Raw genomic sequence first — 13,106 nt, 5'->3', positions numbered from 1 at the left:
ATGGCTGAAGTCTTTCAAATAGTGACTTTGCTGGTCCTTTTCCAGCTTTTCTTTATCGCGGTATTCCTGTTCTTTTCCAGGAAGGGGCGGAAGCTGAGCAATTACCTGCTCGCCTTTTTCTTCCTGAGCCTCGCCTTTGGCCTGCTCGACTACTACCTCCTTTCTTCGGGGTTCTATGCCTTTCGACCGGAACTGGCCCTGTTCCTCAACAGCCTGGTGATCTTCCACGCCCCCCTCCTGTTGCTCTATACCCAATCCCTCACCAGGCGGGACTTCCGTCTAAGGCCGGTGCACCTGTTGCACGCCCTGCCCTTTGCACTGGTAATGGCCATGCTGGCCGTTTTTTATTATTCCCAGCCCCCGGAAACGCAGCAACAGGTGTTGGCGGATGTCCAAAAGGGGGAAGACCTGTCCACGATCCTGGTCTCCGTCTTCGGGTTGATCTACGAGATTTCCTACCTGGTAGCCATTAAATTGCAATTGCGCCGTTACCGGGAAACCATCCTGGAACACTTTTCGAATATCGATAAGATCAACCTCAACTGGCTCAATTTCCTGGTAAATGTGTTTATCATCTCGGTGCTGGCCAGTGCCCTGGCAAATATCCTTCGTCACAGTCAACTCGTCCCCATGGACCAGGGGGCCATACTCGTCGGGCTGGTTGGCCTGTTGTTCTTTATCAACAGCGTATTGTTCAAAGGGCTGCATCAAAACGAGATCTTCCTGGGAGCGGAAGAAATCCGCCACGAATCAGTGGCCTCCCCGGAAGCCACCCATTCGCTGCTCGAGCGGTTGCGTTCCCATCTGGCATCCGGCAAACCTTACCTGGATCCCCACCTGACTTTGAAAGACCTGGCGGCCCAACTGGGCATGCCCTCCCGCCAACTCTCCACCCTGATCAATGCCGAACTGGGCAAATCGTTTTTTGACCTGATCAACGGATACCGGATCGAAGAGGCCAAAAGGATCCTGCGGGAATCCAGCGACCCGAAACTGACCATCCTGGAGGTCATGTACGAGGTTGGGTTCAACTCCAAGTCCAGCTTTAATACCGCGTTCAAAAAATATACCGGAAGTACTCCCTCGGCCTTCAAGGACCGCCAGTCCTGATCCATTCAGATGGTGCGGATTCCGGGCGTAAAGTCGGACGCATCAAATCCGTTCGACTTCACGCATCCGGTCGACACCCCCGGTTTAATGGGTTTCCTTTGGTGAAAATTCATCATATCATGGAAACGTTCAAAACAAAACTGTCAAATCCCTGGTGGATCCTGGTTGCCGGGGTCCTCCTGCTTATTCTAGGCTCTGCCCGGTGGACGGTAGGCATCGCCCCCTGGTTGGGCCTGGCTGCCATGCTCTATTTCACCAGGAATGTAACTACCTGGAAGGCCATCGTATTCGGCTTTCTCGCGTTATTCCTCTCCGGCCTGGTGGGTGCGGATCAGGTCATCCCGGCCCCAATGCCCTTCCTCCTGATCATCCTGCTCATCCTATCTGCCAAGGCGCTCCTGCCCTATCTCGTCGACCGCCTGGTCCGGGCCCGGGAGAAAGGCCTGTTGGGCACGCTGGTCTTTCCTGCGGCCCTGGTGAGCCTGGAATACCTCAATGTACTGGCGAGCGGGGATGTCTGGGGATCCATCGCCAATACTCAGTACGGCTTTCAGCCCATCCGGCAGATTGCCTCGGTATTCGGCATTTGGGGCATCTCTTTCCTGATCGGCTGGTTCGCCTCCCTGCTGAACTGGATGGCCGACCGCAGGTGGCAATGGCCGCAGATCCGCAACGGGGTTCTCTTAGCCGGTTCGGTTTACCTGGCGGTGCTGGGCTTTGGAATCGCCCGCATATACCTCCCGCCCGCCGAACACCCCGAGACTGTATCGATGGGGGGCGTTACCCTCAATAATTCGAATTTTGGGGAAACCCTTTATGAGGAGGCCTTTGGAAAATCCATCTCCATTCCTGCCGGGGCTTCCCAGACCGCACCCGAACTCCGGGAGGTCAGCCGTGCGCTTCCGTCATTTATCGAGGACCCGTATGCCGAAGCATTCAAGGGGTCCCGCGCGGTGATGCAGGGGAACCTCGACGAGCTCTTTGCCCGCACCTCGGACCTGGCAGGGCGCGGGGCCCGGATCGTCGTCTGGTCTGAGGCCATCGGTTTGATTCTCGCCCCGGAGGAAAGCGAGGTGGTGGAGCGCGGGAAAGCGCTGGCCCGGGAAAAAGGGATTTACCTGTTCATGTCCCTCGGGGTGATCAACCCGGGGCCTTACGACCCGGACCGGCTGTTGCTCGTCAACAAAACGGTCACCCTCACCCCGGAGGGTACCGTCGCCAATGTATACCTGAAAAGCAACCCGGTGCCTTTTGCAGAACAGGACTACGGGTCGGACGACATCATTCCCGTCATCGAAAGCCCCTATGGGAAACTCTCCCCTGTCATCTGTTATGACGCCGATTTCCCCCTGTTCATGCAGCAGGCCGGGCAGGCCGGGACGGACATCCTGATCATTCCCTCCGGGGACTGGAAGGCCATTGACCCATACCATCCCCATATGGCCAGCCTTCGGGGCATCGAGAATGGCGCCTCGGTCTTCCGGCCGGTTTCCCGGGCGACTTCCATTGCCACAGACCCCTATGGCAACCTGCTGGGCAGCTCGGATTTCTTTGGCCCGGAAGAAAAGACCCTGCTGGTGGAAGTCCCCACCCATGGGGTACCGACCCTATATAACCGCATCGGGGACGTCCTGCCCTATGCCGCCATGGTCTTCGTGGCTTTTATCCTGATCGAGGCACTGGTAAAAGTATTGCTCGGCCACAACCGGAGATCGGCAGAACCGGCCCTCTGAAGCGGGGCCGGTAAAATCCCGCACATTGCCGGGGTCCCTGCGGTATGGCGGGTGCCGGTGCAGGAAATTTCACTAATTTTAAACAGGGGCCTGCCGGCACTCCCCGCCCGGGTCATGCACCCGGGCTTGAAATGCGGAAAAGGCAAAAGTGCGTGTCCAAAACAGGAGCCGTTGAAGCAGCTTGCAACATACTTCTCCCTGGCCTGCCTGATTAGCTGGCTGATCTGGCTACCCCTTTACGGTCCTGTTTTAGGGCTGGCTGATCTGCCCGTATTGCCCTTTCATCATGGGCTTGGAGGGCTCGGCCCGTTGATTGCCTCCTTCCTGACCACCTGGATTTGGAAAAAACAATCCGGGATCAGGCAACTGCTCAGAAGTTGTTTCCAGGTAAGGCCCGTGGTGTACCTGGCCATTGCACTGCTCAGTCCGTTTGTACTCGCAGTCCTTGCCACAGCCATCAATTCACTGGCCAACGGGACCCCCTTTGAACTTTCGGGCCTCCTCACTTACAGGGAATTTCCCGACTTTGGCCTGCCCGCATTTTTTGTTTACAACCTGGTATTTTTCGGTTTTGGCGAAGAAGCCGGATGGCGTGGTTTTGCCCTGCCGAGGATTCAGGCAAAATTCAATGCCCTTACCTCGACCCTTATCCTGACATTTTTTTGGGCCCTGTGGCACTGGCCGCTCTTTTTTTACAGGCCCGGGTACACCTCCATGGACATTGGCGGCATCATCGGGTGGTTATTCAGCCTGCTCACGGGAAGTGTGTTGCTGACCTGGTTGTTCAATGCTTCACGCGGAAGCATCCTGGTCTGTGCCGTTTTCCACGCCACCATCGATATCGCCTTCACCGCCGACTATGCGGATCAGAATATTGCAAATTATATGGGATTCCTGATCACCCTTTGGGGTATCCTGGCGATCCTGTATTTTAAACCCGGAAATTTGGCGGGAATTGACCGCCAAAGAGAAAACTGTTATGGATCCGGCAGGTAAACTTTTAACTATCAAAATCATTCACACGCTCATCTGGGCATTTTTTGTGGCAGTCATAGGCTATGTGCTGTATTCCGGGGTTGCCGACCGGGTGACCCCCTATACCTGGGTGGGTATCGCCCTGGTTATCGGGGAGGGGGTGACCCTGCTGATCTTCAGGATGTTCTGCCCCCTCACCCTGATCGCCCGGAAATATTCGGATTCGCAAAAGGATAATTTCGATATCTTCCTGCCCAACTGGCTGGCAAAGCACAATAAGCTGATCTTCACCTCGATCTTCGTTGTCGCGGTGGTCATCGTATGCTATCGCAGCTTTCTGCAATAATCCTGCTTCCAGGGCTGGAACATGCAAATCATCGCCATGAAACCCATTTATCATGAAACACGTTCATAAAGCACTGCTCATTCTTATTTTCTCCTTGGGGGGCATGCAACTACTGGGCGCCCAGGAAAACGCTTCCCCGTACAACTGGTTCAACTCTTTTGACGCTACCCGGATCGCCTATTCGGATGAAGGAACAGGCCCGGCAGTACTTCTGATCCACGGGTTTATTATGAATGGCGGGCACTGGGAGCAAACCGCCTTAAAGAAATCCCTGCTGGAACAGGGTTTCCGGGTGATCATCCCGGACCTCAGGGGGAATGGAAAATCGGACAGGCCGGAAGCGGAAGAGGCTTATAAGGACGATGCCGAGATAAAGGACCTGGTGGCCCTGGCCGACCACCTCGGGCTGGACACTTTTATGGCTGTCGGCTATTCGCGCGGGTCGATCGTGCTGGCAAAGCTACTCACGAGGGAAACCCGGATCTCCAAAGCAGTCCTGGGGGGCATGGGAGCGGACTTCACCAACCCGGACTGGGACCGCAGGGTCGCCTTTGCCGATGCTTTTTCAGGGCGCAGGGAACCGGATGATCTGACCCGGGGTGCCATCGACTACGCCAAATCCATCGGCGCCAACCTGAAGATCCTCGGTCATCTGCAGGACCACCAGCCCGTAACGACCCTGACAGCATTAAAAGGCATCCATACGGAGACCCTGGTCATATGCGGGGACCGGGACCGGGACAACGGCAGCCCGGAGGAGCTGCAACGGGCCCTGCCCATCAGCCAGTTGATCCTTGTCCCGGGGGACCACAACAATACGTATAAGCAGGAAGATTTCGCGGTTGCGGTCACCGGGTTCCTGTCAGGCAGGTAAGAGCAGCTGTTGCGGGAACGGACGCCGAGGCTTCTGCCCGCGCGTACCAGGGATGGATGGCAGATGGAACTTCCGGCATGTAAAAGCAGAAGGCATCAGATCAACCCCCAGTCCACCGCTTTTTTTACCATCCCCACGGAATTCTTAACATCCATTTTTACAAACAGGTTTCGCTTGTGGGTGGCAACCGTATTGGTGCTTACGAACAGCTTATCCGCAATTTCCTGGGTGGTGTACTCCTGGGCGATCAGCTTCACGACCTCGATTTCACGCTTGGTGATCATCGGGACGGCCCCGTCCTTGGCCTTACCCCCGTCATCGGAAAGGCTTTCGATCATCTTTTCGGTCAGGTGCGAACTCAGGACTTTTTTGCCCTCATAGGCATCCCTGATCCCCTGTATCAGATATTCCTTGGATGCGTTTTTCAGCAGGTAGCCGGTGGCGCCCACCTTGAACAACGAAGTAATGATGCTGCCTTCGTCATTGGTGGTAAGCATGATGATCTTCAGGTCCGGGTAGGATTTTTTGGCGTGCATGGCTGTTTCCAGCCCATCCATGACAGGCATCTGCAGGTCCAGCAGGAGCACATCCACAGGTTCCCTTTTAAGGAACTCCAGCACCTCTAGCCCGTTCCGGGCCGTTCCCACAATGTCCAGGGACCGGTCCCTGGTGAGGATGGCCTTCAACCCATCCAACATGATCTGATGATCGTCTGCCAGCAGTACTTTTATCTTCTCCATGCGTTATCTGATTTAATGCACTAGACTTGATTGATTTCGTCCAGGGGGATGTTGATCGTAACCAGCGTACCCACGCCGGGGCGGCTGTTCAGGTCCAGGGTCCCCCCGATGAATTCGGCCCTGAAGGCCATGCTTTTGAGGCCCATCCCCCGCTCGTTCTCCAGGGCATCCGTGTCAAAACCCACGCCGTCATCCTCAATGGTCAGGTCAAACCAATCCTCGCTATAGGTGAGCTGGACGGAGACCTCTTTCGCCCGGGCATACTTGACGATGTTGTTCAGGGCCTCCTGCACGATCCGGAACAACATGACATTGGTGGTGTCGTCGAAGATTTTTTCCGTCCCCTGCACCTGGAATTTGGCTTCAAAGCCGTGGATGACATCCATTTTCAAAACCAGGTCCTCCAGGGCTTTCCGCAGCCCGAGTTTTTTCAGCGACTGAGGCATCATTTCGTGGGCGATCTTGCGCACTTCGGTACACGCCTCATCGATCATCCGGCTGGCCGTGCCGTAGATCTTCTCGGCATTCGTGTCGTCAAAATTGATCTGCAGACTGCCGATGTTCACCTTCAGGCTCGAGAGGAGGTTTCCCAGGCCGTCGTGCAGGTCCCTGGCAATACGGGTGCGTTCATTTTCCTGCCCTTCCAACATGGAGCGCATGGAGATGATCTGTTGCTCCCGGTGCGCCTCATGGAGCTCAATCTGCCCTGATTTCACCCGGTTTTTGTAATAGAGGAAGCCCACTAGGGAAACCAGGAACAACCCCCCCAGGGAAACCATTAAAATGTTCGCCCGCCTCCTGCTTTTCTGGTTCGAAACTTCTTCTTCCAGCAACTGGATCTTCAGCTGGTCCTTTTCAAAGTTTACCTTCATGTCCGCATAGGCCTGCAGGCTGCTTTCGCTCAATTTATAGTCTTCTTCCATTTGCTTCTGCCGCAGTAACAGCTGATAGGCCGCCTCATAGTCCCTGTTCAACAGATAGAATTGCCGCCTGACGTCCAGGATGTAGTTCTGCAGACCAATCCGGTCAGCAAGCCCGGGGGTCTGTTCGGCCTGTACGATCAGGTCGTCGGAATTCCTGAAACCGTGTGCCCGCAGCGAATCGGACAGGGCCGTCGTATCCAGGTCCTTTTCTGCGGCCGCATACAGCATCGAAGCCATGCTCATCATGGATTCCACAACCCCGACATCCGAGGCTTCCTTCCGGTGTTCATACCCTTTGAGGTAGTTGGAAACGGCCGCCTGCAGGTCCCCGTTTAACCGGTGGCACTCCCCCATCCCCTGGTAGAGCCGGGCGATATCCACATGGGCAATGGGTTTTTCGGTTAACCGGTATGCCAGGGCCTTTTGGAACTTCCTTAGCGCCTCTTCGGTATTACCCATGGTGTATTCGGCTATAGCCCAATTATTTAAAATACCTGCCTTTCGTTCTTCGTCCGGGATCCGGGAAAAGAATCCGTAGGCCTTTTCATAAGCGATGCGCGACTCTTCAACCGCACCGTAATCCAGGAGGATGGATCCCCGGGTGTCCGCTACGTTCCCCAGGCCGTACAGGTCGTTGATCCGGGTAAAATAGAACGCGGCACTATCCAGATAAGCGGTTTTCCGATCCATTTCATCCAGGCCCAGACACCAGGCCAGCCGGTGGAAGGACTTGCCGATAAGCCCGGGGCTGTTAAACCGGCGTGCCAGTTCCAGCGCACTCCCGGCAAAGCGTTCGGCTTCATCTCCCTCATAGAGCAAATACGCAATCCGGAGATAGGTTTCGCATTTCAGGGAATCATCGGGGATGGAACGCACGACCACCTGCAAACTATCCACTTCGCTTATTTGACCGCTTGCGAAATGGACGCCGGTTAGAAATACAAGAATGCACAGCCGTTTTGAGAGCATGCCGATAGTGTTAGCAACCGGGGGTCAACCCCGGGAATAGTACGGTTTCCGGCCCTTTTCCTGTACCCGTGACCCCGCCCAATCAAAGTTATCCAATTCCGGTCTTCCCGCAAGACCTAAAAGAATGATTATCAGTATCACACAATTCAGTGATACAAGCTCCCCCCATTGTGTGAATTTCAAAAATCACAGAAATGAGTGTAAAATAAGTAAAGAACATGACCTACCTTGGACTTATCCCAAATCACCTTTCCCTACTACCTTATTAATACCAATTCAAATGGAACACCAGATAACCTATACAGCGATCAACCGGCAGGTGGCCTTTAAAAATACCGGCCAGACCCTCCTTGATATATCTATCGGGAACGGCATCCCGCACCTTCACGAATGCGGGGGGAATGGCGTTTGCACCACCTGCAGGGTGCGGGTGCTCGACGGGATACAGAACCTGAGCCCCAAGACCGCATTTGAACAATCCAGTTGCCACGCCCGCAAATGGGACCCCTCCATACGGCTGGCCTGCCAGGCCCGCCCGAAAGGGGACGTAACCATCCAGCGGCTGATCTGGTCCAGCGGGGAGGTGAACAATCTGCAGAAGGAACTGGCGCCCGAAGGGCGGGCAGAAGAACGGCCCATTGCCATTATTTTCTGCGACATCCGGAATTTCACCAACCTCTCCTCCCACAACCTGAACTTTGATATTGCCTACATGCTGAACAAATTCTACACGGCCCTGGGGGAACCCATCCTGATGAACAACGGCGTGATCTATCAGTATGTGGGGGACGAAATAATCGGGGTGTTTGGCACCTCCGGGGGTACGGCACGCAAGAATTGCGAGGATGCCATCCGGGCGGCCCTGGGCATGCAATACGCCCTGGACACTCTGAACCGCACCGACCTGAAGGACATTCAAGTAAAGCTCAAATCGGGTATTGGCATCAATTTTGGCACGGCCTTTATCGGCCATCTCGGGCACCCCACCCACAAACAGTTTTCGGTTATCGGCGATCCGGTGAACGTCGCAAGCCGGATACAGGATGAAACCAAGGCCACGCAGACCAATATCCTGGTTTCCGAAACCATCCTGGAAAACGTCGACCGGGAAACCATCCTGACCGGGCGGAGCTTCCACAGCAAGCTGGCCGGGAAGGACAACCCAGTACACCTGCATGAACTGCTTGGGTTCAAAAACATGGACCTGCAGCTGGAACTGCAGGCTTCGATGAATACCATGCTGGAAGACGAAGACCAGTTTGCCGCGATCTTCTACGAAAAAGTATTTGCGGAGGCACCGTTTGTCCGGGCGCTGTTCCGGAAAAATATGACGGACCAGGGGAGGTTGCTCACCCATATGCTCGGGGGGATCGTGTATTCCCTGTCCAGGCCGGAACACCTGAAAAGGGGACTGGCCAGACTGGGGCAGAACCACGTGCAGTACGGGGTTAAGGCGGCGTACTACCCCATCATCAAAAAGGCAATGCTGGAAACCATCGATGAAGTCCTGGGCGAAAACAAAACGCCCCAAACGCTCCAGGCGTGGCACACGGCACTCGATTTTGTGATCGACGCCATGAAGTCCCAGGCACATCCCCCGGCACATCCAATGCAAAAAGAACCTGTCAATTAATATTCAAATAATTCAACAACCATGTCAACAACCATGTCAACACCAGTTAAGGTAAAGGATCTGGAGGCGTCCGTACTGGATGCTTTTGCAAGCCGGATCAGGGGGGAAGTGATATTCCCCGATAATGAGAAGTACAACAAAACCCGGAAGGTTTACAATGCGATGATCGACAAGCGCCCGGGCATGTTCGTCATGTGCGTGGACGTCGCAGACGTGATGTACGCGGTGAATTTCGGAAGGGAGCACGACCTCCTGGTCGCCGTGAGGGGGGGAGGCCATAATGGCGGCGGCCTGGGCCTCTGCGAAGACGGAATGGTCATCGACCTTTCGGGCATCAAGTTTGTCCGCGTGGATACCGAAAACCGCACCGTACGGGTTGGCGGCGGAAACCTGTGGGGGGAAGTGGACCACGCCACCCATCCGTTTGGCCTGGCGGTCCCGGCGGGTATCATCTCCACTACCGGGGTGGGCGGCCTGACCCTGGGGGGAGGCGTGGGCTACCTTTCCAGGATGTACGGCCTGACCATCGATAATTTGCTGGAAGCCGATATGGTCCTGGCCGATGGATCCTTCGTTACCGTAAATGAGAAGCAGCATCCGGACCTGTACTGGGCCATCCGCGGGGGAGGGGGCAATTTCGGGATTGTCACTTCCTTCAAGTTCCGGGCGCACCCGGTGAAGAACGTAATCGGTGGGCCTACCCTTTGGCCGATCGAAAGGGTGGAAGAGGTGATGGAATGGTATCACGGCTTCATCAATAATGCCCCGGACGAACTCAATGGCTTTATCGCGACCATGGTGATCCCGGGACCTCCTTTCCCCGCGGAATTGCACAATAAAATGTTCTGCGGCATCGTCTGGTGCTACCTGGGGGATCCCGGGAAGCAGGAAGAGGTGTTCCGTCCCGTCATGGAGATGGACCCCGTTTTCAGCCATGTGGGCGAGATGCCCTACCCCGCCATCCAGACCCTGTTCGACGGCATGATGCCCCCCGGCCTGCAGTGGTACTGGCGGGCAGACTATTTCAAGGAACTGGGACCCGAAATCAGGGCGGTGCACCGGGAATACGGCTCCAAAATCCCCACGCCCCTTTCGCAGATGCACCTGTATCCGATCAGCGGGGCCGCCTCCCGGGTTGGCAGGACCGACACCCCCTGGGCACACCGGGATGCCAAATACGCCGGGGTGATTGTGGGGGTGGACCCGGATCCCGCCAATGCCGGTAAGATCACGGATTGGTGCAAGGAATACTCAGAAGCCCTGCATCCGCATTCCTCGGGGGGCGCCTACCTGAACTTCATCATGGACGAGGGACAGGAACGCATCAAGGCCAGCTACAAGGAGAACTACGAACGCCTGACACGGATCAAGCAGCAATACGATCCGGGGAACCTCTTCCGGGTCAACCAGAATATCAAACCCAAAGTCCAGGCATAAATCGACTGACCTGATGTACAGGAATGGTTCAATATGATCGGAGCCATTAAGGTGCCAAATGAAAAAGCCGACCCCAAAAGGTCGGCTTTGCCTTGCTGTGCAGGCGGAGAGACTCGAACTCACACACCTTGCGGCACTAGATCCTAAGTCTAGCGTGTCTACCAATTCCACCACGCCTGCGTTGCCCCGTCACGTGGATTCCGCGCAAAAGGACTGCAAATATAGCGCAATTTTCGATTTGGCCGGGAGTTTTTCGGGCAACTTTGGTCCAACCCCAGGGGAGTTGCTATTTGGTGCTCATGGTTTCCACCCCCTGCCAGTTTTCCTCCAGTTCCTGGGTGATCAGGTGGGCGGAGCGGTTGAGGAAGAGCTTGGCAGGATGGTCCCTTTCATCCATTTTGTAAACCTGTTGGAAGGTGACCGCCGCCATGGCGAACTCCCGGTTGAAGTACTGCTCCATGGCCTGGTCAAAGAGTTCCAGGTGGGTGAGTTTGTGGTTTTTCAACCCGGGTTCGTCCCCGTCGATGCATTCGTAGAGGTCAATGGGTTTGTTTTTTCCCTTGAGCTGTACCCGGCCCAGGTAGCGGAAATCGAACTGGTCGGCGTCGGTGAGGCTCTTCCTGCACTCTTCCGTCAGGAGGATGGAGGTGCCGTAATGCTTGGACAGCCCCTCGATCCGGGAAGCCGTATTCACTGTATCCGAGATGATGGCAGCATCGAGCCGCTTGGCGTCCCCGGTAATGCCCATGATCAGCTTCCCGTTCTGCATGCCCACGCCCACCTCAACGGGCATCCGGTCCTTGAGTTTCCGCTCCAGGTTGTACTCCCGAAGGAGTTCCTGCATTTCCACGGAAGCCCGCAGGGCACCCTGGGCCCCGTCCGGGAAAAGGGCCATAAAACCGTCCCCGAGGTATTGCATGATAAAGCCGCCATTGCGGCGGACAATGGGTCCCATCCGGTTGTTGAAGCCATTGACAAAGAGGAAATTATCCCGGGGGTCCAGGGTTTCCGAAATGGTGGTGAACCCGCGGATATCCGCAAAGACCACGGTCACCTCCCGCTCCACGTGGTCGCCCAGGTACACCTCGGTAATGCGGTCCTTGCCCAGGGAGCGGATAAACTCGGAGGGCACGAATTTCTGGCTGGCATCGTGGATCTTCCGGATGGCCTCCTCCCGTTCCCGCACCTCCTGCAGGCCTTTCTGGTAGAGGTGGGCACTTTCGATGGCCGTGGCGGACTGCAGCGTGATGGTGGTGAGCAACTTGAGTTCCGCAGCCGTGTATTCCACACTGTCCTCATGGCCGAGCATCACCATTCCCAGGGTGCGGTGCTTCACCTTCAAAGGGGCGTACATCACCGCCTTGAGGTGCTGCAGGGCCGGGTTGGCGGCCACCCGGGAAGCCGGGACTATGGCAGAGGTCCCCTTGAGGATGATATCTTTCAGGATGGTCTCCTGGTCGTGGATAAAGGTGTCGCGCCTGGGGTTGTCCCCGAAGTTCGCCACTTCGGCCACCTCGTCCTTCTCCGGGTCGTACATGAGGAAGAGCCCGTGGGTGGCATCGATGATCTGGGAGGCCTCTTCCAGGGTGACCTGTGCGATGGACTCCGCATCGATCTTTTCGGAGATCATCTCGCTGAGGCCATAGATCATGTTGATCTCCCGGTAGAGCCCCAGGACCTCCTTGCCGATCTTCTTTTTTTCCCATTCCTTCAGGAAAAGTACCCTCAGGGTTTCAAATACCGACAGGGCCTGCGGTTGGGAATACCGGAACGTCCCCAGGACCTCCCCTTCGTGTTCAAATGCTGCGGATTCCCGGAATTCCCCGGTTTCCCCCCAAAGGACGTTGCCCTCCGGGTCCTCAAAACAGCAGGAAGCCTCCAGTTTTTCGCACAGGTCCTTCAGGAGGCCGCGGGAAGCGGCATCCCGTTTCAGTATTTGCCTGAGTGCTTTGTACGCAGTGGACAGCTTCATGCAGCAATACTTATTTCATCAGGATTTCCTCGGCGATCTCGAACATCTCGTCCGGGTCAAAGGGTTTGGTCATATAGCGGTCTGCGCCCATTTCAAGGCCTTTCTGCCGGTCAACTTCCTGCCCCTTGGCCGTGAGAAGGATAATGTAGATGCCTTCGAGTTTTAATTCCTTCTTGACGCGCTGGCACACCTCCATCCCGTTCATCTTGGGCATCATCACATCCAGGAACACCAGGTTGGGGCGTTCCTCCTGTATGATGCTGAGGGCCTTTTCCCCGTTGTCGGCAAACAGCATTTCCACCCCTTCGTCCTCCAGGTCCTCCAGGGTCTGCTCAATCAGCATGCGGATATGCGCCTCGTCGTCGACTATCAATAATTTTTTACTCATTTTTTG

At 55.7% G+C, this 13,106-nt stretch carries 11 protein-coding genes and 1 tRNA gene; 7 read left to right on the top strand and 5 right to left on the bottom strand.

Translation table 11 applies throughout. From position 1 onward, the window contains the following. The 5 genes from H7F20_RS05045 (at window position 1) to H7F20_RS05025 (ending at window position 5,038) form a co-directional block, all read left to right on the top strand. Entirely contained in the window at window positions 1-1,110 is a 1,110-nt protein-coding gene (locus H7F20_RS05045) for an AraC family transcriptional regulator (protein WP_185785023.1), read from the top strand. Window positions 1,111-1,229: 119 nt separating this feature from the next. Beyond that, window positions 1,230-2,843, top strand: a complete 1,614-nt coding sequence (locus H7F20_RS05040; protein ID WP_185785022.1) for a nitrilase-related carbon-nitrogen hydrolase — start codon at window positions 1,230-1,232, stop codon at window positions 2,841-2,843. Between the two features lie 171 nt (window positions 2,844-3,014). Further along, the gene (locus H7F20_RS05035; protein ID WP_185785021.1) at window positions 3,015-3,839 is read left to right on the top strand and encodes a type II CAAX endopeptidase family protein; all 825 of its coding nucleotides are present in this window, start codon (window positions 3,015-3,017) and stop codon (window positions 3,837-3,839) included. Next, window positions 3,823-4,164 carry a hypothetical protein gene (locus tag H7F20_RS05030; RefSeq protein ID WP_185785020.1) on the top strand — a complete coding sequence of 114 codons (342 nt, stop codon included), beginning with the start codon at window positions 3,823-3,825 and terminating at the stop codon, window positions 4,162-4,164. Before H7F20_RS05035 ends, H7F20_RS05030 begins: the two co-directional genes overlap by 17 nt. Window positions 4,165-4,216: 52 nt before the next feature. Continuing rightward, entirely contained in the window at window positions 4,217-5,038 is an 822-nt protein-coding gene (locus tag H7F20_RS05025) for an alpha/beta fold hydrolase (protein WP_185785019.1), read from the top strand. Between the two features lie 95 nt (window positions 5,039-5,133). On the opposite strand, the gene H7F20_RS05020 is transcribed toward H7F20_RS05025, so the two are convergent. Continuing rightward, window positions 5,134-5,778 (bottom strand): response regulator transcription factor, encoded by a 645-nt coding sequence (locus tag H7F20_RS05020; RefSeq protein WP_185785018.1) that lies wholly within the window; start codon window positions 5,776-5,778, stop codon window positions 5,134-5,136. A 20-nt stretch (window positions 5,779-5,798) separates the two neighbouring features. Next, a complete protein-coding gene (locus H7F20_RS05015) occupies window positions 5,799-7,598 on the bottom strand; it encodes a sensor histidine kinase (RefSeq protein ID WP_185785017.1) in 1,800 nt (599 codons plus the stop codon). Window positions 7,599-7,950: 352 nt separating this feature from the next. Between H7F20_RS05015 and H7F20_RS05010 the strand changes: the two genes are divergently transcribed. Both H7F20_RS05010 and H7F20_RS05005 read left to right on the top strand, forming a co-directional pair. Next, entirely contained in the window at window positions 7,951-9,303 is a 1,353-nt protein-coding gene (locus H7F20_RS05010; protein ID WP_185785016.1) for an adenylate/guanylate cyclase domain-containing protein, read from the top strand. A 33-nt stretch (window positions 9,304-9,336) separates the two neighbouring features. Continuing rightward, window positions 9,337-10,740 carry an FAD-binding oxidoreductase gene (locus H7F20_RS05005; protein WP_255443988.1) on the top strand — a complete coding sequence of 468 codons (1,404 nt, stop codon included), beginning with the start codon at window positions 9,337-9,339 and terminating at the stop codon, window positions 10,738-10,740. A gap of 98 nt (window positions 10,741-10,838) precedes the next feature. Here H7F20_RS05005 and H7F20_RS05000 read toward each other — a convergent pair. From H7F20_RS05000 to H7F20_RS04990, 3 genes are all read right to left on the bottom strand, one after another. Continuing rightward, window positions 10,839-10,920: transfer RNA gene (locus H7F20_RS05000), tRNA-Leu, on the bottom strand. 106 nt (window positions 10,921-11,026) lie between these two features. Next, window positions 11,027-12,712 (bottom strand): adenylate/guanylate cyclase domain-containing protein, encoded by a 1,686-nt coding sequence (locus H7F20_RS04995; RefSeq protein WP_185785014.1) that lies wholly within the window; start codon window positions 12,710-12,712, stop codon window positions 11,027-11,029. A 10-nt stretch (window positions 12,713-12,722) separates the two neighbouring features. Then, window positions 12,723-13,100, bottom strand: a complete 378-nt coding sequence (locus tag H7F20_RS04990) for a response regulator transcription factor (protein WP_185785013.1) — start codon at window positions 13,098-13,100, stop codon at window positions 12,723-12,725. Between the last annotated feature and the right edge of the window lie 6 nt (window positions 13,101-13,106).

Origin of the sequence: Robiginitalea sp. SC105 (assembly GCF_014243345.1) — a bacterium.
Taxonomy (GTDB): Bacteria; Bacteroidota; Bacteroidia; order Flavobacteriales; family Flavobacteriaceae; genus Robiginitalea.
The sequence above is the reverse complement of the archived record's forward strand: the minus strand, read 5'-3'. Positions and strand labels throughout refer to the sequence as shown.

What these genes read in the sequence shown, in the direction of transcription:
- H7F20_RS05045 (WP_185785023.1), top strand. Translation starts at nt 1, where the DNA reads ATGGCTGAAGTCTTTCAAATAGTGACTTTGCTGGTCCTTTTCCAGCTT.
- H7F20_RS05040 (WP_185785022.1), top strand. Translation starts at nt 1,230, where the DNA reads ATGGAAACGTTCAAAACAAAACTGTCAAATCCCTGGTGGATCCTGGTT.
- H7F20_RS05030 (WP_185785020.1), top strand. Translation starts at nt 3,823, where the DNA reads ATGGATCCGGCAGGTAAACTTTTAACTATCAAAATCATTCACACGCTC.
- H7F20_RS05025 (WP_185785019.1), top strand. Translation starts at nt 4,217, where the DNA reads ATGAAACACGTTCATAAAGCACTGCTCATTCTTATTTTCTCCTTGGGG.
- H7F20_RS05020 (WP_185785018.1), bottom strand. Translation starts at nt 5,778, where the DNA reads ATGGAGAAGATAAAAGTACTGCTGGCAGACGATCATCAGATCATGTTG.
- H7F20_RS05010 (WP_185785016.1), top strand. Translation starts at nt 7,951, where the DNA reads ATGGAACACCAGATAACCTATACAGCGATCAACCGGCAGGTGGCCTTT.
- H7F20_RS05005 (WP_255443988.1), top strand. Translation starts at nt 9,337, where the DNA reads ATGTCAACACCAGTTAAGGTAAAGGATCTGGAGGCGTCCGTACTGGAT.
- H7F20_RS04995 (WP_185785014.1), bottom strand. Translation starts at nt 12,712, where the DNA reads ATGAAGCTGTCCACTGCGTACAAAGCACTCAGGCAAATACTGAAACGG.
- H7F20_RS04990 (WP_185785013.1), bottom strand. Translation starts at nt 13,100, where the DNA reads ATGAGTAAAAAATTATTGATAGTCGACGACGAGGCGCATATCCGCATG.